The organism is Chryseobacterium paridis (genome assembly GCF_016595215.1).
GTDB lineage: Bacteria > Bacteroidota > Bacteroidia > Flavobacteriales > Weeksellaceae > Chryseobacterium > Chryseobacterium paridis.
This window is the reverse complement of record NZ_JAENHK010000010.1, coordinates 1,083,765-1,101,233: the sequence shown is the minus strand read 5'-3', so window position 1 is coordinate 1,101,233 and position 17,469 is coordinate 1,083,765. Positions and strand designations below refer to the sequence as shown.

General features: G+C 32.8%; 17 protein-coding genes and 3 tRNA genes. 11 read left to right on the top strand and 9 right to left on the bottom strand.

Translation table 11 applies throughout. The features are described 5' to 3' along the window. Nucleotides 1-49 precede the first annotated feature (49 nt). The 3 genes from JHL15_RS14485 to JHL15_RS14475 all read left to right on the top strand — a co-directional run bounded on the left by JHL15_RS14485 (nt 50) and on the right by JHL15_RS14475 (nt 350). Nucleotides 50-122 (top strand) — tRNA-Met (locus tag JHL15_RS14485). Nucleotides 123-163: 41 nt separating this feature from the next. Beyond that, nucleotides 164-236, top strand: a tRNA-Met gene (locus JHL15_RS14480). A 41-nt stretch (nt 237-277) separates the two neighbouring features. Continuing rightward, nucleotides 278-350, top strand: a tRNA-Met gene (locus tag JHL15_RS14475). A gap of 38 nt (nt 351-388) precedes the next feature. Here the strand turns inward: JHL15_RS14475 and JHL15_RS14470 are convergent. From JHL15_RS14470 to JHL15_RS14460, 3 genes are read right to left on the bottom strand one after another with little or no spacing between them, the layout of a single operon-like run. Further along, the gene (locus JHL15_RS14470) at nt 389-1,105 is read right to left on the bottom strand and encodes a GLPGLI family protein (RefSeq protein ID WP_200246850.1); all 717 of its coding nucleotides are present in this window, start codon (nt 1,103-1,105) and stop codon (nt 389-391) included. Nucleotides 1,106-1,158: 53 nt separating this feature from the next. Further along, nucleotides 1,159-1,500 carry a hypothetical protein gene (locus JHL15_RS14465; RefSeq protein ID WP_200246848.1) on the bottom strand — a complete coding sequence of 114 codons (342 nt, stop codon included), beginning with the start codon at nt 1,498-1,500 and terminating at the stop codon, nt 1,159-1,161. Between the two features lie 13 nt (nt 1,501-1,513). Continuing rightward, nucleotides 1,514-1,843, bottom strand: coding sequence for a hypothetical protein (locus tag JHL15_RS14460; protein ID WP_200246846.1), 330 nt, complete (start codon nt 1,841-1,843; stop codon nt 1,514-1,516). A gap of 559 nt (nt 1,844-2,402) precedes the next feature. Here JHL15_RS14460 and JHL15_RS14455 point away from each other — a divergent pair. Further along, complete coding sequence (locus tag JHL15_RS14455) at nt 2,403-2,558, top strand: bacteriocin (protein WP_200246844.1); 156 nt, start codon at nt 2,403-2,405, stop codon at nt 2,556-2,558. A 91-nt stretch (nt 2,559-2,649) separates the two neighbouring features. Here the strand turns inward: JHL15_RS14455 and JHL15_RS14450 are convergent, their stop codons facing one another. Continuing rightward, a complete protein-coding gene (locus JHL15_RS14450) occupies nt 2,650-3,231 on the bottom strand; it encodes a hypothetical protein (RefSeq protein WP_200246842.1) in 582 nt (193 codons plus the stop codon). A 329-nt stretch (nt 3,232-3,560) separates the two neighbouring features. Between JHL15_RS14450 and JHL15_RS14445 the strand changes: the two genes are divergently transcribed. Genes JHL15_RS14445 through JHL15_RS14435 form a run of 3 tightly spaced genes read left to right on the top strand, consistent with a single transcriptional unit; the run spans nt 3,561 to nt 6,751 of the window. Further along, nucleotides 3,561-3,926: a BlaI/MecI/CopY family transcriptional regulator gene (locus JHL15_RS14445; RefSeq protein ID WP_200246840.1), complete on the top strand. Its 366-nt coding sequence runs from the start codon at nt 3,561-3,563 to the stop codon at nt 3,924-3,926. Nucleotide 3,927: 1 nt separating this feature from the next. Further along, nucleotides 3,928-5,787, top strand: a complete 1,860-nt coding sequence (locus tag JHL15_RS14440; protein WP_200246838.1) for a M56 family metallopeptidase — start codon at nt 3,928-3,930, stop codon at nt 5,785-5,787. A 58-nt stretch (nt 5,788-5,845) separates the two neighbouring features. Continuing rightward, nucleotides 5,846-6,751 carry a GLPGLI family protein gene (locus tag JHL15_RS14435; protein ID WP_200246836.1) on the top strand — a complete coding sequence of 302 codons (906 nt, stop codon included), beginning with the start codon at nt 5,846-5,848 and terminating at the stop codon, nt 6,749-6,751. A gap of 98 nt (nt 6,752-6,849) precedes the next feature. Here the strand turns inward: JHL15_RS14435 and fsa are convergent, their stop codons facing one another. Beyond that, nucleotides 6,850-7,503: a fructose-6-phosphate aldolase gene (gene fsa, locus JHL15_RS14430; protein WP_200246834.1), complete on the bottom strand. Its 654-nt coding sequence runs from the start codon at nt 7,501-7,503 to the stop codon at nt 6,850-6,852. Nucleotides 7,504-7,804: 301 nt separating this feature from the next. On the opposite strand from fsa, the gene JHL15_RS14425 reads away from it, so the two are divergent. Further along, nucleotides 7,805-8,293 (top strand): YdeI/OmpD-associated family protein, encoded by a 489-nt coding sequence (locus JHL15_RS14425; protein WP_200246832.1) that lies wholly within the window; start codon nt 7,805-7,807, stop codon nt 8,291-8,293. A gap of 63 nt (nt 8,294-8,356) precedes the next feature. Here JHL15_RS14425 and JHL15_RS14420 read toward each other — a convergent pair whose 3' ends face one another. After that, entirely contained in the window at nt 8,357-8,917 is a 561-nt protein-coding gene (locus JHL15_RS14420; RefSeq protein ID WP_200246830.1) for a tetratricopeptide repeat protein, read from the bottom strand. A 195-nt stretch (nt 8,918-9,112) separates the two neighbouring features. Between JHL15_RS14420 and pepE the strand changes: the two genes are divergently transcribed. The 3 genes from pepE (at nt 9,113) to JHL15_RS14405 (ending at nt 12,474) form a co-directional block, all read left to right on the top strand. After that, on the top strand, nt 9,113-9,808 hold the full coding sequence (gene pepE, locus JHL15_RS14415) for a dipeptidase PepE (RefSeq protein ID WP_200246828.1): 696 nt from the start codon (nt 9,113-9,115) through the stop codon (nt 9,806-9,808). A gap of 110 nt (nt 9,809-9,918) precedes the next feature. Further along, nucleotides 9,919-11,292 carry a D-alanyl-D-alanine carboxypeptidase/D-alanyl-D-alanine endopeptidase gene (gene dacB, locus JHL15_RS14410; RefSeq protein WP_200246826.1) on the top strand — a complete coding sequence of 458 codons (1,374 nt, stop codon included), beginning with the start codon at nt 9,919-9,921 and terminating at the stop codon, nt 11,290-11,292. A 12-nt stretch (nt 11,293-11,304) separates the two neighbouring features. Next, nucleotides 11,305-12,474, top strand: coding sequence for a sensor histidine kinase (locus JHL15_RS14405; RefSeq protein WP_200246824.1), 1,170 nt, complete (start codon nt 11,305-11,307; stop codon nt 12,472-12,474). A 74-nt stretch (nt 12,475-12,548) separates the two neighbouring features. On the opposite strand, the gene JHL15_RS14400 is transcribed toward JHL15_RS14405, so the two are convergent. The 3 genes from JHL15_RS14400 to tatC all read right to left on the bottom strand — a co-directional run bounded on the left by JHL15_RS14400 (nt 12,549) and on the right by tatC (nt 17,394). Beyond that, nucleotides 12,549-14,405 (bottom strand): M61 family metallopeptidase, encoded by a 1,857-nt coding sequence (locus JHL15_RS14400; protein WP_200246822.1) that lies wholly within the window; start codon nt 14,403-14,405, stop codon nt 12,549-12,551. Between the two features lie 247 nt (nt 14,406-14,652). Further along, nucleotides 14,653-16,281: a M1 family metallopeptidase gene (locus JHL15_RS14395; protein WP_200246820.1), complete on the bottom strand. Its 1,629-nt coding sequence runs from the start codon at nt 16,279-16,281 to the stop codon at nt 14,653-14,655. 285 nt (nt 16,282-16,566) lie between these two features. Then, a complete protein-coding gene (gene tatC / locus JHL15_RS14390) occupies nt 16,567-17,394 on the bottom strand; it encodes a twin-arginine translocase subunit TatC (RefSeq protein ID WP_200246818.1) in 828 nt (275 codons plus the stop codon). Between the last annotated feature and the right edge of the window lie 75 nt (nt 17,395-17,469).

Sequence of the window (17,469 nt, the reverse complement as noted above, 5' to 3'; positions counted from 1 at the left end):
TCCCGCTACTAAGAACAAAGTGTTTTCGGTAAACACTCTAAAGATACACCGCGGGATGGAGCAGTAGGTAGCTCGTCGGGCTCATAACCCGAAGGTCATCGGTTCGAGTCCGGTTCCCGCTACTAAGAACAAAGTGTTTTCGGTAAGCACTCTAAAAATACACCGCGGGATGGAGCAGTAGGTAGCTCGTCGGGCTCATAACCCGAAGGTCATCGGTTCGAGTCCGGTTCCCGCTACTAAGAACAAAGTGTTTTCGGTAAACACTCTAAAGATACACCGCGGGATGGAGCAGTAGGTAGCTCGTCGGGCTCATAACCCGAAGGTCATCGGTTCGAGTCCGGTTCCCGCTACTAAAACAAAAAGAGGATCACTTAGTGGTTCTCTTTTTTTATTTTTTTTCCAAAGGATTTATTTTTATCTCTCCTTTTGTGTATTTCTTTATAATATTCATTCTTGCTTCTATCATTTTATTACGTTCAATAAAATTAATGTTCTCATCATATAATATATCCTGTTGTTTTTTTGTAATAGCTAAAAGTTTATAATGAAAGTTATCATTATCATCATAAACTTCAAGAATTAAACCTGGCAAACCTGCAAATTTATATGGACCATCTGAAATTGGAATATCTTTGGTATACCATGCAATAAAGTTACGACCTCGAAATGTTGTTTCAGCCTTATAACATTCATAGGTTAGTATATTCTTTTTCTCATTAATAAGCTTCCACTGCATTGGAGGATTTTTTTCTTTATAACCAAAATTAACGTTATCAATTTTATCACTATATATTAAATCAGGCTGATTGAATTCTTTTTTTACAACATGAGATACTTTAAACATTGGTCTTGATGACATTTGAAAATACGGTTGACTATCTATAATTGAGTCGATTTTATATTTTTTATCATTTTGGAAAATTGATTTATTATCACCAATGTATAAGGTAAGTATATCATCACTTTTATTACTTAGTGTAGAATCAGCTTTAAAATCCATATTATATATTATTTGAATATGGGATTTAAAGATTTTAAGATTCTTATTTTGTGAGTATAATAAACTAAAGAGAAATATTATAGTAATCGAAAATAATTTTTTCATATTTAAATATATAAGTTAAGAGGTGGCTATTTAAATCAGCCACCCCTTATAATCTATTTTTTTGTTACAATAATAATTTTTTTAACTTCATTAAATGAGTAACTTAATTTACTTATTTCTGTACTATCTTCAATTACTTTGATCGCACCAACATTCCCACTATCCATTAATTTATGGAATGTTGCAAAATCTACAACTTTATTGTTAACAAAAATTATTGTTTGTTTTTTTTGCTTATCCAAATATGCTTTGACCTTACCTGAATTCCTATAAAATTCATCAGAGCCATTATAATCAACAATTGGTAACTTGTTAATTTCTAATACTTGTGTATTTTTTTTACTACATGAAAAAAGTAAACAAAAATAAGAAGCTAGAATAAGTAAGTTTTTCATATTAATTTAATTACTAACCTAAGTATGAGCCTGCGCCTGTACAAGGAGGTGTGATAACTGTAGATGAAGTAGCCTGGCTAGCAGATTCAAACTCCCAATAATTAATACCATTTCCTAAATCTTGCTCAGTATAAGTTCCATATTGATAACAAGTGCCACAACAATTAGTATCATATGCAATAAAACCATTGAATCTAATTTTTTTAATGCTATTTTGTTCTAGATTAATTTGATTTTGAATTTTAATAATTTCAGTTGATGTTTTTACATCATTTTTTATTGGTGAAGCTGCACATACAATACTTGATGTACTGATTCCTAAAATAAGAATTAATTTTTTCATCTTGATAATTTTTTAATGTGTTTTTTTGATTGCAATCAAACAATTATACTAAATAATTTTTGGATGCAATTGCCGATTGCCATATTTTTCAAAACTTTTTTATTATGATAAATAATAGAATTTCAGAACTTTTTTTAGTGACTGGATAAGAAATATCTCATTTTTATTATTCGGATTTGGTGAATTTGTTTAATAATTATTTTCAGTTTTTTAAAAATTAAAAATAATATGCTAAAATATAAGAGCAATAACTAGATAAATAAAGAATTAGAAAATAAACAAATTACTGAGATATTAAATAAAGGAATTATTGTATTATTAAAAAATATTGATAAAAATTATCGTTTTTTTAGATAAAATTTTTATTAAATATTAAAATTAAAGGATATAATTGAAAGTTGTAAATGTATCTTTATAGGGCAGCCGCTGTTAATTAGAATAATAAAGATACTTTAAGACTACACTTACCCAATAATTATCGACACTCACTAATTCCAATTTGTGTAACATTTATAGAAACTCCTTTCTTTGGATCCTAAACTTTAAATAATTTATCGAAATGAAAGAATTGTCAAGAAACGAGTTAAAGTCAGTTAGTGGTGGTTTCTCTTGTATGTGTGGAACTACGAACCTTGGAGAATATAATGACATTCGAAAGTGTTCAAGAGATTGTGGTGTTTTTATACCCGTACCTAATAATCCCACAGCTAATTAATAAAATAAGATTGTTACAAAAGAAAAGAGAATCACTTAGTGATTCTCTTTTTATTTAAAACAAAAATCCCGCTATAAAGCAGGATTTTATATTATTGAGCAAGTTGATTGTAAGGTGTTAGATTGATATCTTCAGCCATATTCTGACCTAGAAACTCCTTCTTTTGGCCTACTTTCATTCTGTTGGCTGCGTCATTTCCATTAAAATATGCTTCATTAAGTTTAGTAGCAATTTCTCCTGGATTGAAATCAATCTTTGTATCTCCTTCTACACCCAGATATCCATTCTTCTTTGTTAAATAGGTAATGTAATTTTTATAATTGATCAAAGTATTTCTCAAGTATTGAGTATGGTACTCCATACATTTTTTTGCTTTTTTAGAAGAATTATTCAAAATACAATTGTTCATATTTCCTCTGTATAAACGCCATTCAGATTCTAAAATACCATATTCCTTTCCTAACGCAGTCTTTCCATTGGTAAGGATATTATTGTCTCCTTCTTTGGTTGCAATCGTTTGTAAATGTCCGATAACCGCTGGAACCGTTTTTTCAATTTTGGATTTTGTTTCTTTTAAAGAGCTGAAATCTGCTGCGGGAGAACCCTTTTTTTGAGCAGTTGTCACATTAAAAATCAGTAGTAATAGTACAATCAGTAAATTATATCTTTTCATGAGAAATTTTTAAAGCACTAAAATAAATATATTTTCTCAGTTTAAACATATTCATTTTAATTTTATTTAATAAAATTTAACAAGTTTTAAGAATTTATATTATAATTCAGAGAATTGGTATTGATAATTCAGCACATAATAGATAGCTATTAAAAAATTAACATATTTTAATAAAAAATATATTACTGATTATCAGTTAGTTATTTTTATTACGGCTTTATCACTAAAAAAATAGTTGTTTGATTGAGATTTATTTCTACATTTGTATAACTAATTTAATAGTGATATAGAATTTGACCTTATATATCGCGAGTAAAAATGAACAGGATATGATAATTCAGACTTTAACGAAAGCAGAAGAACAAGTGATGCAATACCTTTGGAAAATTGAAAAAGGATTTCTTAAAGATATTCTCGATTTGTTTCCTGAGCCTAAACCGCATACGAATACCGTTTCTACGATATTAAAAGTGCTAAAGGATAAAGAATTTGTAGATTATAATGTATACGGAAGGCAGCACGAGTATTTTCCGCTGATCACAAAAGAGCAGTATTCTGGGAAAACCATGAAGAGTCTTGTGAAAAATTATTTCAAAGGTTCTTATAAAAGTGCAGTTTCTTTTCTTGTAGAAAAAAATGAAATGACTGTTGAAGATCTTGAAATGTTATTAAACGAACTCAAAAAGAAAAACTGACATGGAAACTCTATTTCTATATTTTGGGAAAATAATTGTATGTTCTGGTGTAACATTTTTATACTATCAGTTGTCTTTAAAAGACAAGACATTTCATCATTATAACAGATTTTATTTGTTATCTGCCATTTTACTGTCATTATTATTACCTCTGATCAGGGTGGATGACTTTACAATAGAAGTGAATAATGAGGTATATGTGTTAATAAATAAGTTACAGAATTTTAATTCAAATAAAAACATAAGCAATGACCACATTTATTTTAGAATTATTTTTTCAGCTTTGGGATTGGTTTCTTTCTATTTTCTAGGGAAATTTATCTACGGGATCATCAAAATCCAACAGCTTAAAAGTCAATTTCAGAAAGAAAGTTTTGATGGGATTAATTTCTATCACACCAATCTTACTGAGGCCCCGTTTTCTTACTTTAAAAATCTTTTCTGGAAAAATTCAATTGTATTGAATTCTGATATAGGAAAGCAGATTTTAAAGCATGAAATGGTACATATTGAGCAGAAACACTCATTCGATAAAATCTTTATCGAAGTGATTACCGCCGTTTTCTGGTTCAATCCGTTCTTTTATCTTGTAAAAAAAGAACTTAGTTTAATCCATGAATATCTGGCTGATAACAAAGCCGTCAAACAATCGGATACGAAAGCATTTGCGCAGATGCTTTTAGCAAGTCACTTTTCCGGAACACAGTTACCTGCAACCAGTCCGTTTTTAAGTTCAAATCTAAAAAAACGATTAAAAATGTTACAAAAACCTAAAACAAAATTCGGATATGCGCGAAGAATATTTGCATTACCGGTTTTATTTACAGTGGCTTTTGCCTATATGGTAAATGCAAAGAATAAAGAAATAAAAGAAACGAATATTGCTATTCATGAGGCTGTATCTCAAATCAAAAATGAGTCTCAAATCGAAAAAGCAGTTGTTCAGGTTAAAAAGGATACTATAACTCCAAGAATTAGCAAGATTGATGAATCTCAGCAAAAAATATTGAGAAAGAGAGAAACCGAGAAATTAAAAGATCTTGGCAAGAAAATTCAGGAGAAAAGTCAGGCTTTGAAAGAATTGAAACCAGAAAGTAAAGAGTTTCAAAAAAATGTAGATGAGCTCAGTACACTTTCTTCAGAAATGGGCAGAATTGCAAGTTCTGATGATTTTAGAATGGCTTATTCAATAAATGGAAGTGAAATAAAAAAGATCAATGATTTCTTCAAATCTGATGAGTGGAAAAATAAGGTAAAAGACCTTAAAAATAATATGAATATTGAAATTCCTGAAATACCGGAAATCAATTTTGATTATGACGATGTGCCAACTCCACCGAATACTCCAAGAGTGAAAGTGATGAAATTTGGAGATATGAAAGACGTGAAGTGGGATGCTGCAGAGCTTGCCAGAGCTTCTGAAAATGCAAAAGGAGCAATGGAATTGGCATCAAAAAGAGCAAAGCTGGATAAAAAAAGAGCGAAGCTTAATGAAAAGAGAGCCAAACTAGATGCAGAAAGAATGAAGTTGGATGCAGAAAGAAGAGCTTTAGATGGTAATAACAGAAGAACGTATATTTTTAATTCCAGTAGCAGCTTTTATAATCCAAAAAGTGAACCCGCAATGTTTATGCAGGCAGATTTTATAAAAAATGATGGAAGGGGAAGTATCACTATGAATGGTGTGAAGAATTTCAAATTTAGCGGAGAAGATGATGTTAAAATTTTTGTGAATGGCAAACAGGTAACAAAGAAAGAGATGGACGCTTTAAACCCGAGTGATATTGCCAGTATCAATATCAACAGACAGGAGGGGGCGAACATTAGAAGAGGTGAGATCAGAATAGAGACAAAGAAATAAAGTTCCAACTAGCTTTGTCAGTCACAGATTGGCAAAGCTTTTTATTTTAAAATAATCCATGAAGAAAACAATTTTACTTTTTTTGTTGCTGTGTATCACAATCAATGCACAAACGAACAGGTTTTTCTATGAATATAAATTCATTCCGAATTCCAACGATAAAGCGGATGTGAAAAAGGAAATGATGTTATTAGATATTGATAAGAATGGTTCAAGTTATTACAGTCGTGATAAATTTGTAGCTGACTCCACAACAAAAGCAGATATTGAAAGGCAAATGAAATCAAGTCCCGGAAATATAAATGTTAACAGAAGAGAAAAACCCGGGCAGGTTGCTTTCAAAGTGACTAAAAAATATCCGGATTTTACGACTTATCTGTTCAGAAGTATTTCTATGGATCAATATAAGATCAAGGAAGATAAGAAGCCAGAATGGAAGATTCTTCCGGAGAAAGAAAAGATAGGAGAATATAATACCCAAAAAGCAACCACTCAATTTGGGGGTAGAGAATGGACTGCCTGGTTTACTACAGATATACCATTTCAGGACGGGCCGTATAAATTTTATGGTCTGCCAGGACTGATCGTAAAAATAGAAGATGCAACAGGTTCACACTCCATGACTCTTATTGGAAATAAAAAGATGCCCGATCCTGAACAGGAAAAAGAAATGCAGGTTCCTGAAGGTATAAGAATGATAGGAATGGGTGGAAAAGAAATTGAAGTAACCAAAGACCAATTCCGGAAAGCATGGAAAGCTTATGTAAATGATCCTACCAAAAATATGCGGGAAATGATGATGAGAAATGGAGGAGATTCTAATAATAAAGTAGTCTTCAAAACGAAAACAGCAGATGGAAAGGAAATTTCGGATCCTAATCAGGTATTCAGGGAAATGGAAAAAAGGACAAAAGAGGTATTAAGCAAGAATAATAATCCAATAGAACCGGATTCAGAAAATTAGAATACATTCTTATAGTACGTACTATTTTTCCTTAAGACATAAAAAAGCGTCTGAAATTTAATTTCAGACGCTTTTTATTTATACTGTATCTTAAGAAATTAAGCTAATTTCTGAGAATCTGCAATAAATTGAGCTAATCCGCTATCCGTTAAAGGGTGCTTTAATAAACTCAAGATCGGAGGAAGTGGAGAGGTAATAACATCAGCACCAATTTTAGCACAATCAATAATATGCATTGAATGACGGATAGATGCTGCTAAAATTTCAGTATCATACATATAGTTGTCAAAAATCAAACGAATCTCCTGAATAAGATTAAGTCCGTCAGTAGAAATGTCATCTAATCTTCCCAAGAAAGGAGAAACGTAAGTAGCTCCTGCTTTTGCTGCCAGAAGCGCTTGTCCTGGAGAGAAAATTAAAGTACAGTTGGTTTTGATTCCTTTATCTGAAAAGTATTTTAATGCTTTGATACCATCCTTGATCATTGGTATTTTTACCACAATATTAGGGTGGATTGCTGCCAATTCATCACCTTCTTTGATCATTTCTTCATAGGTAGTTGAAAGTACTTCTGCAGAAATATCTCCATCTACAATCTCGCAAATAGTCTTGTAATGGTTTCTGATGGCTTCAGCTCCCTGAATACCTTCTTTTGCCATTAATGATGGGTTAGTTGTAACTCCATCTAAAATTCCAAGGTCTTTTGCTTCCTTAATTTGCTCTAAATTAGCAGTGTCTATAAAAAATTTCATTTTGTTAAATAGATTTATTGATGCAAAGATAGCGAATACTTTGTGAGTGGAAAATTTAGTTGGTGGTTAGTTTGGAGTTGGAAGTTGAAAATGGAGAGTTGAAAATGGAAAGTTGAAAATTGAAAGATGGATGACGGATTATGGAAGTTATAAATAAAGTCGTAATTTGACTTTCACAGAACCTCGAAACCCGAATCCTGAAACCCGCATCTCGAACCTCGAACCTCGAATCTCGTACCCCGCATCCCACATCTCACAACAAGTACTCATCATATGAAACTATTTTCTAAATTTGTTATCCATGAAAGATAATCTATTTACAACCGAGCTCGAAATTATTGGAATCAATCCTTTTGTTTTTGTTCCCGAAGATATTTTGAAAACAATTTTTGAAGTTTCAGGAAGGGAGAAAAGTCCTATTCCTGTTAAAGGAACTGTAAATGGGCTGGAATACAAACAGAATTTAATGAGATATTTGGGAGAATGGAGATTGTACATTAATCTTATTATGCTCAAAAACTCACCCAAAAGAATTGGAGAGATCATTGAAGTTTCAATAGAATATGATGATTCTGACAGAAGCATTCCTATTCACCCAAAACTGGATCAGGCAATTAAAGAAGATCCCATTACTTTACATAACTTTGAAAGCTTAATCCCTTCAAGAAAGCTGGAGTTGGTGAGATATATTAATAATTTAAAGACAGAAGAAAGTATCCAGAGAAACATTGATAAAATCATAAGACACCTTAAAGGTGAAATTGATTTTTTTGGTAAAAGAATCAATTAAAATAAAATCTGATAAGAATTAAGACCAACAAAAAATCCGGAAAATTTTCCGGATTTTTGTTTATTAAGAATTTAATGTTTTACTAAGTTTGATAGCGTCCTGATTGCTAGGATCATATTGTATTGATTTGGCAATATGTTCTTTTGCTTTATTCGGATCACTTTTCTGTTCTGTAAAGGCAAGATAGAAATAAGCGTATGCTAGATTTTTCTTATTTTGTTCTACCTCTTCAGGTTTTACAGTTGCAATATACTTTTCGTAAGCGATTTTTGCGTTAGCATCATCTTTTGCTGCCTGATAAGCATATGCCTGACTGTAATAAGACGGAGCCCAATCTGGTAATAATGCTGATATCTTTTTCCAGGTATCAATTGCATTAGTCCAATCTGAAGCCTCCTGATAGGCTGCTGCTAATTTTGCTAATGATTCCGTATCCTTAGGATTGGCTTCAATTTGCTTTTTAAGACCATCAATAGTAGTAGCACCTGATTGGCTCGTAGCAGCTGTATTAGTTGTTGTTTTTGTACTGTCGACTTGAGTAGTTTGTGCGTGCACTAGACCTGCACTTCCTACAAATAATAAACCTAAAAATAGATTTTTGATATTAATTTTAGCCATTTTCATAATCTTATATTTTAAAATTCTAATTCTAATGTCCAATAATAATTCCATAAAAGCTCAAATTTTAGAAGCTTTAGGCTTTTTTAGAAAATATTAACGGATACCATATTTTTTTTAGCTTAATTTTTGATTCGTTGGTGTTTGAGTTTATCTTTGTAGTACAACTATATTTTAAAATAATCTATATAATTTCATTGTATGAATATCATATTAGCCTCAACATCCACTATTTTCGGTGGAGAATATCTGGAATACTTAACAGAAGAATTAATAGAATTATATAAAGGAATTGACGAAATCATTTTTGTTCCTTTTGCCAGGCCTGGTGGAATTTCCCATGATGATTATACTGCTAAAGCCCGTTCTTTTTTTGCAACCATTAATATCAATGTAAAAGGCCTTCATGAATTTGAAGATAAAGTTGAAGCGCTGAACAACGCAAAAGGATATTTTACAGGAGGAGGGAATACATTTTTATTAGTTAAAACTTTACATGAAGAAAAACTGATGACGGTTTTAAAAAATAATGTAGAGAGCGGCAAACCCTATTTGGGATGCAGCGCAGGGAGTAACATTGGCGGACAAAATATGAAAACGACGAATGATATGCCAATCGTTTATCCACCTAGTTTTGATTGTATGGGATTGGTTCCTTTTAATTTGAACCCTCATTATTTAGACCCTAATCCTGAACTAAAGCATAATGGTGAAACCAGAGAAACAAGAATAAAGGAGTTTTTAACCCAAAATGACCTAAAGGTAATAGGCCTTCGCGAAGGAAATTGGATCCGAAGAATAGGTGATCAAATAACTGTTGAAGGAAGTGAGCTGACAAGGATTTTTGAAAAAGGAAAAGAACCTTACGAGATTGAAGCAGGAAGCTCATTAATTTAAATCAAACGAATCTTTTTTATATTTGAATAAGAATTGGATATCCATCATCTGTATGATCATATTCAGAACAATGCAATGATGAATGATCCAATCCACATAACAATGATATAATGAAAAAAACACTTGCTGTTGTCATATTCTCTACACAAATAATTTTTGCTCAAAATATTGCACAAAAACTAGATGATGCTACAAAGGATTTAATGAATTCCTCTGGTGGTATAGCATCTAGCTTATCTTTTTATGTAGCAGATGAAAATGGTAATTTAGTTTACGAGTATCAGGGTAATAAAGGACTTTCGACTGCTTCTACTCAGAAAATATTCACTGCCGGGGCAGCATTGGAAACCTTAGGGAAAAACTATACTTTTAAAACAATATCCAGTTATTCAGGAAATATTTCAAAAAATATATTGAGCGGAGATCTTTTTATTACTTCTAATGGAGATCCTACTTTGGGAAGTTGGCGATATGAAGCCTATAAACCTGAAAGTTTTAAGAAAAAGCTGATTGAGGCTATTAAAACATTGGGGATTACGAAGATTTCAGGAGATCTGATTATTGATGATTCTTATTTTGATCATCAGACAATTCCGGGAGGATGGCCATGGGATGATTTGGGAAATTACTATGGAGCCGGAGTCTGGGGCGTAAACTGGCGGGAAAATCAGTTTGATATCAATATTAATGGAGCTGATTTTAAAGGTTTTTCTTATCCCTTAGCGGGAGTACAGTGGCTGAATGATTTGAAGGCTGGTGGAAATTCTGATCAGAGCCTTATTTTTACAGCACCCCATTCTAATGTTGCTTTAATTAATGGGACATTACCTGCCGGAAAAACGGTTACTGTTTCAGGATCAACTCCTAATCCACCCTTACAACTTGGAGTAGAGGTAAAGCAATGGCTTAAAGAATCAGGGATTGATTTTTCAGGAAAAGTGATTACCAATTCCCAACTTGAAATTGAAGGAAAACAACCTATTGTAACTCCAAAGAAAAATATAATCCTTACATATCAATCGCCAACGCTTGATAAAATTATCTATTGGTTTTTAAGAAAAAGCATCAATCTGTATGGAGAAACACTTATCAAAACTTTAGGAAAAGAAAAAAAAGGAAATTCCAGCTTTAAAAGTGGAGTCGCTTATCTTAAGGAATTTTGGAAATCCAATGGAATCAATCCAAATATGATCAATTTTGCCGATGGAAGTGGACTATCTCCTCAAAATTATGTTTCAGCTAAAGCAGAAGTACAGGCATTATTGTATGCTAAAAAGCAACCCTGGTTCGATTCCTATTATGATGGATTTCCAACGCAAGAGAATGGAATGAAAATAAAAAGTGGAACCATGAGAGATACAAAATCCTTTGCAGGATATCAGACTGCAAAAGATGGAAAGAAATACGTATTTTCTATTATTATAAATAACTATCAGGGAAGTGGGAATACGGAGTTGCAGAAGATTTTAAATATTTTAAAATAAAATAAAAGAGCAATGAAAAATCGTCCGTTCTTATCGAGGATCAATAACTGGTTTGTTTTTACATTGCTGACAGTAATTGTGATTGCTCTTATTGTCTCTTCTAATATTCTGATTAAAAACCTGAGAGAAAAAGAAGCTGAAAGAATCAAAGTCTTCGCTACTGCCATAAAGATTTTACAGGACAATAAACAGAAAAGTTCGGAAACTCAGGAACTGTTGTTTGCTATATTGACTGAAAACGATCAGATACCATCGATTTTAACGGATCAAAATAAGGAACCATTCATCTTTGAGGGGAGTTCAAGAAACATCGCCAAAGAAGTTCTTGAGAATCCTCAGGAATTAAGAAAACTGATTTTGAAAATGGAGAATAATTATGCTCCATTCGAAATTGAAGTTGCCAATGGAGATAAGCAATTTGTTTTCTATGATAACTCGTCATTGCTTAATAATTTAAGATACTATCCGTATTTCCTTGGTTTATTTATACTCTCTTACTTATTATTTTCCTTTTGGTTTCTGAGAACGATTAAAAAGACTGATGAAGGATATGTATGGGCCGGATTGGCAAAAGAAACAGCCCATCAGATCGGAACCCCTCTTTCTTCGATGATAGGCTGGATAGAAATCATGAAATTAGACAATCCGGATTCTGAAGGGATTGATGAAATAGAAAAAGACATTGAACGCTTAAGAACCATTTCGGAGCGATTCTCAAAAATCGGATCAGTACCCGAACTGAATGATATGGATTTTAACCGAATGATTCAGGAAAATTATGAATATTTAAAGAATAGGATTTCAAAGAAGATCAGTTTTACTCTACAGCTACCTACTTATACAATTTTGGTTCCTCATAATAAAATTCTGATGAGCTGGGTTATTGAAAATTTAGTGAAAAATGCAGTAGACGCAATGAAAGGGGAGGGAGCTATACAAATGTCGGTTTTTGAAAGAAACAAAAATATTCTTGTGGAAGTAAAAGACACTGGAAGCGGAATGACCAAACAGCAGGCAAGAAACGCTTTTAAACCGGGGTACTCAACAAAGAAACGCGGATGGGGATTGGGTTTATCCCTGGCAAAAAGAGTAGTGCAGGAATACCATAATGGAGATATAAAAATTTCGCAAACCGAAATTGGAAAGGGGACTACTTTTAGAATAACAATAAGAAAAGCGTAAGGAAGCTTACAATGATGGGGTTGGAAAATAAAAGAGCGAGGAAATATCCTCGCTCTTTTTTTATAAGTATGTTGTTACTTCTTTCCTGTTAGCCACTGATCCTGCAGTTTTTGCTCTGCTGGTGTCGGATTGGCTTTAAACTGAAGGGTTTCCTTTGTTAGTTTATCTAAAATTGCTTTTCCTTTAAGATCTATTTTATCAGTCTTATCACCATTTTTTCTCAAGACAGTTACAGTAACATCTTGTCCGTCTTTAATGGTTTTTGTGTAACTGATAAAAGCTGGTATGTTTTTAACATCAATGGTCTTTCCATCTATGGCAAATACTTCATCTGTGATTTTAAAACCAATACTTTTTGCAAAAGGAGATAGAGGAGAATTTTCATCAAAAATAAACGTGTTATTTTTCTCATTAAATCCTGTTTGATTTGGATCTTTGATCATCCAGAAAATAGGAGGCGTTTCCTGTTTCTTAACTTCAACGCCCACCTGATTTAAATATTCCGCATAAGGTGTCGGCTGATTTCCCGCAATATATTTGTTATAGAAATCTTTGATCTGGGGATATCCTGTAACAGTTACCAACTCGTCGATCAATTTATCGTCTTTGAATGGCTTATTTTCACCAAATCTCTGAGACAGTTTTCTGATCATATCACGGTAACCCATCTCACCGTTAGATAACTTTCTCAATTCAATATCCATACACATTGCAATCAATGCTCCTTTTTCATATACATTTCTGTATTGATCTTTATACGGTTCTACAAGCACATTTTTACTCATTACAGTAAATGGCATTGTATCATCGAAGCTTTTTGAATTCGTTATTTTTTCGCCCATTCTTTTCAGGAATTCATCTTTATTGATCAATCCTTCCTGGATTTGGAATAAATTAGCAAAATATTCTGTTCCGCCTTCATACATCCAAAGATGTTGAGACATTTTAGGATCTGCATAATTGAAATAATGAATTTCTTCAGAATGGGTCTTCAATGGATTTACCGTATGGAAAAATTCATGGGAAACGACATCAGTAATCGTTTGATCAATCGCGTCTTTAGGCATTGCTTCAGGGAGAACCACACTTGTAGATTCATGGTGTTCTAATGCTCCGAAACCTTTGATTTGTGGACCATCTCCACCAGAAAGGTAAAGCATGATCGCGTATTTTTTATTGGTATTCATATCACCCAAAAATTTCTTTTGAGCAACAACCATCTTTTCTAAATTTTCTTTAAAATCAGCAGCTTTATATTTTCCTGTTGGTGAGTATACTCCCAATACCAGATCCATTCCTCCTGCATTGAAGGTAATATAATCAGGTTTTGTATACATTAATGGTGAATCAGTTACTTTAGCATAATTGGCTAATGTAAAAGTATCTGTTGCTTCTGATTTATCCTGGTCTACCAAAGCTGTAGTTCCATAAAAATCTGTAGGTTTCTGAATAACCAACTGATAAGGAACATCCTGCATATCATCAATGTATCCTATAAATCCATGGGTGTTGATCATGAATATTTTACCAGCTTCGATGTCTGTTCCGGAAGGAGAGAATACAGCCTTGTGCTTTTCTGTATTCATTTCATCATCAAAACTGTCATTAACCAAATAGGTCACTTTTGTTAGAAACTGAGCGTTTTTAAGCGCATATGAATTGTCATCCACTTTTGTAAATGGTAATTCTCTTCCTTTATTATCTAAGAATTTAATACCTTCTATAAATCTTCCATAGTCATCTACGGAATAGGTTCCAGGAACTGTTTTAGGAAAATGGAATTTTACATTCCCTGATTTCATTTTAGGGAACTCCATTGTTACTGCTACCTTATCGTCTTTTACGTTGACCAGGTCAATATTGGTCTTGATAGATTGGGCATTGGCCAAAACAGTGGCTATAATACCTAAACTTAGTGCTATTTTTTTCATTGATTAGAATTTATAGTTAAGTAGTTGTTCTAAAAATGATTTTGTTACAAATACGAGTCCAATGCAGTATTAAACTTTTCTTAAAATGGCGAAAGGGCTGAAATGCAGAAGGGCGAAAAGGCAAAATTGCTGAATTGCGAATTTGCAAAACTGCAGAATCGTAAATTTGTTTATCGATCTCGCAATTTAACAATTTGGCAATTTTACGAATCTGCGATTTCGCGATTTTGCTTATCAGCCTATTCGCCTATTGCACCTTCTTATAATTCACGTAATAATTCTTATTAAACTCTACCGGCGTTCCTTTTTTCAATTTTACAGTTTGCCATTCTTCTGTTGGAGTAATGGTTTGTTCACCGTCTATTCTGATTGGAAGTTTAAAGTTTTTAACCACATTGGTATATCGGAACTTTAAAGCTTCTCCATTTTGAGAATACTCCAGGGTAGGAACTTTTATGGTTCTTAGGTATTGAGTAAATACAGATGAAAAATCAATTCCTGATTTAGAGTTGATATAATTTTCAATTTGTTGGGTAGTAACTGTCTGATGGTAGAACTCTTTATTTAATCCTCTTAGGATCTGTCTGAATTTCTCATCATTATTGATGACTTGACGGATGGTGTGGATCATATTGGCTCCTTTAGGATACATATCTCCACTGCCTTCATTTCTTACACCATATTTACCAATAATCGGAACATCGTTACTGATAATATTTCGGATTCCGATGGCATATATATCCGCAGATTTTTTATCCAGATACTTTTCAGTGAAAAGAACTTCAGAATAGTTGGTGAAGCTTTCATGGATCCACATATCAGCCTGATCTTTTGCTGTGATGTTATTGGCAAACCATTCATGTCCGCTTTCGTGGATGATAATAAAGTCCCATTTCAATCCCACTCCGGTTCCGGATAAATCTCTTCCCAGATATCCATTCATATATTTGTTACCATAGGCAACACTACTCTGGTGTTCCATTCCTAAATAAGGTGAATCTACCAGTTTATAAGAGTCTTCATAGAAAGGATAAGGTCCAAACCAATATTCAAATGCTGATAACATTGGTTTTACCTGTTGGAACTGTTTTTTTGCTTTCTCTAAATTATAATCTAAAACCCAATAGTCAAGATCCAGTTTTCCTTTTTCTCCGTTAAAAGTATCTTTAAAATTGACATACTTTCCAACATTAGGGATAATAGAATAAGCATTGATAGGATTTTTAACCTCCCATGTGAATGTGGTTTTATCACCCTCTGTTTTTTTATCGATTAATCTCCCGTTTCCAACACCTACAAGGTCTTTAGGAGTAATTATTTTCATAATGATCCCATTATCCGGCTCATCACTCCAGATATCTTTGGTAGGAAGCCATATAGAAGCTCCTATGCCTTCATCAGCTACACTCATCCATGGATTTCCATTTTCATCTTTGGTAAATACCCAACCACCATCCCAAGGTGCTTTTTTAGCAATCACAGGATTTCCGGAATAAGTAACATCAATTGTATATTTTTCACCTTTTTTGAAATTCTTATTGGTTGTGATGAAAATGAAATCACCATCTTGCTTGAATTCCATTGGGAAACTTGCTTCTATTTTATCAGCTTTCATTGGTTTTTGAAGATCAATTTGAAAAGTAGGATTGGTTACATCTTTGATGATTTCAAAACTGATTTTATTGGCACCTTTGATGCTTTTCTGTTCGAAATCAGGTTCTACTGAAAGTTCATACTTTTTAACATCCCAGAAATTTCTGAATTTAGTATTGGAGCCTTTTAAAGTATCCTGTTTTGTGAAGGTCGCCGGCTTTTCGAAGAATTGCCCGAATGCTAATGCAGATGCAAATAAAAGTGTATATGAAAGCTTTTTCATTTTGATATCAAATTAATAATCTATCAAAAATAGAAAATTAATTGATCATAAATTTGTGAAAACCTAAAATTGTTGAAATACCTTGCTGCTTTTTCAACATAAGTATTACACTAGCCCCGATTGCAGTGGAAATCCTTTTTTGAAAAAAAGATTGCAACGAAAAGCGGGATTAAGCTCCAAATAAACATCTCCATCAGGAATAAAAAATCCCGCAGATATCATCTGCGGGAATATTGTAATAGCTCAAAGTCTTTCTGCAATTATGCCTTTTCGCTTTTTATTAAATTATTTCTGAACTACCGGAAGATTTCCTTCGCGTTTCTGAACTTTTTTATAGACATAAGAACACATGATAATACTGAATTCATACAATAGAAGCAGTGGTAAAGCGGCCATGATCATACTTAAAACATCTGCAGGAGTTATAATTGCCGCCACTACCATAATCAGAACGATAGCATGTCTGCGGTAAGTTTTCATGAATTTTGGATTAAGTATTCCAATGCTGGTAAGGAAATAAATGAGGATCGGGAAAAGAAAAACAACTCCCATTCCCAGTACAACCTGTAAAAATAAGGTAGTATAATCACTTAAATCATAAAGTGGAATAATGATATCGGATATCTTGAAGATAACCCCAAAGTTAACTGCAAAAGGTAGGATTAAAAAATATCCGGATAAGACTCCCATCATAAACAAGATCCAAACTGAATTAATAATGAAAATTGAATTTTTTCTTTCGTTAGGATGCAATGCAGGACTTATAAAGCGCCACAATTCCCAGACAATATAAGGAAAAGCCAACACGATTCCTCCGAAAATAGAAACAGCCATCATGACATTAAACTGCTGATACAGTCTCTGAACACGTACAGGGAATTCTTTTGGAAGATGAATACTGTCATCTCCCAATATCAATCTTGAAAAATGATTGACAACTTTAAAAGTAGGGAAATCATTCCTGGTAGGACCAAAAAAAATGTGATCCATGATCCAATTGATATTAAAGCCGATGATAAGAGCGGCCACGATAATAGCAATAATTGAACGAACAAGATGACCTCTTAATTCTCCAATGTGCCCAAGAAAGGACATTTCCTTTTTTTCTTCCATTATAGTAGAATCTATCTAGAATATTAAGATCTTACGAAGATAAGACTTTATAAGTGTGCAAAACTATGAAATTAT

Excerpts from the sequence above, each read along its gene's own strand:
- JHL15_RS14470 (WP_200246850.1), bottom strand. The coding sequence starts at position 1,105 with ATGAAAAAATTATTTTCGATTACTATAATATTTCTCTTTAGTTTATTA.
- JHL15_RS14465 (WP_200246848.1), bottom strand. The coding sequence starts at position 1,500 with ATGAAAAACTTACTTATTCTAGCTTCTTATTTTTGTTTACTTTTTTCA.
- JHL15_RS14460 (WP_200246846.1), bottom strand. The coding sequence starts at position 1,843 with ATGAAAAAATTAATTCTTATTTTAGGAATCAGTACATCAAGTATTGTA.
- JHL15_RS14455 (WP_200246844.1), top strand. The coding sequence starts at position 2,403 with ATGAAAGAATTGTCAAGAAACGAGTTAAAGTCAGTTAGTGGTGGTTTC.
- JHL15_RS14450 (WP_200246842.1), bottom strand. The coding sequence starts at position 3,231 with ATGAAAAGATATAATTTACTGATTGTACTATTACTACTGATTTTTAAT.
- JHL15_RS14445 (WP_200246840.1), top strand. The coding sequence starts at position 3,561 with ATGATAATTCAGACTTTAACGAAAGCAGAAGAACAAGTGATGCAATAC.
- JHL15_RS14440 (WP_200246838.1), top strand. The coding sequence starts at position 3,928 with ATGGAAACTCTATTTCTATATTTTGGGAAAATAATTGTATGTTCTGGT.
- JHL15_RS14435 (WP_200246836.1), top strand. The coding sequence starts at position 5,846 with ATGAAGAAAACAATTTTACTTTTTTTGTTGCTGTGTATCACAATCAAT.
- fsa (WP_200246834.1), bottom strand. The coding sequence starts at position 7,503 with ATGAAATTTTTTATAGACACTGCTAATTTAGAGCAAATTAAGGAAGCA.
- JHL15_RS14425 (WP_200246832.1), top strand. The coding sequence starts at position 7,805 with ATGAAAGATAATCTATTTACAACCGAGCTCGAAATTATTGGAATCAAT.
- JHL15_RS14420 (WP_200246830.1), bottom strand. The coding sequence starts at position 8,917 with ATGAAAATGGCTAAAATTAATATCAAAAATCTATTTTTAGGTTTATTA.
- pepE (WP_200246828.1), top strand. The coding sequence starts at position 9,113 with ATGAATATCATATTAGCCTCAACATCCACTATTTTCGGTGGAGAATAT.
- dacB (WP_200246826.1), top strand. The coding sequence starts at position 9,919 with ATGAAAAAAACACTTGCTGTTGTCATATTCTCTACACAAATAATTTTT.
- JHL15_RS14405 (WP_200246824.1), top strand. The coding sequence starts at position 11,305 with ATGAAAAATCGTCCGTTCTTATCGAGGATCAATAACTGGTTTGTTTTT.
- JHL15_RS14400 (WP_200246822.1), bottom strand. The coding sequence starts at position 14,405 with ATGAAAAAAATAGCACTAAGTTTAGGTATTATAGCCACTGTTTTGGCC.
- JHL15_RS14395 (WP_200246820.1), bottom strand. The coding sequence starts at position 16,281 with ATGAAAAAGCTTTCATATACACTTTTATTTGCATCTGCATTAGCATTC.
- tatC (WP_200246818.1), bottom strand. The coding sequence starts at position 17,394 with ATGGAAGAAAAAAAGGAAATGTCCTTTCTTGGGCACATTGGAGAATTA.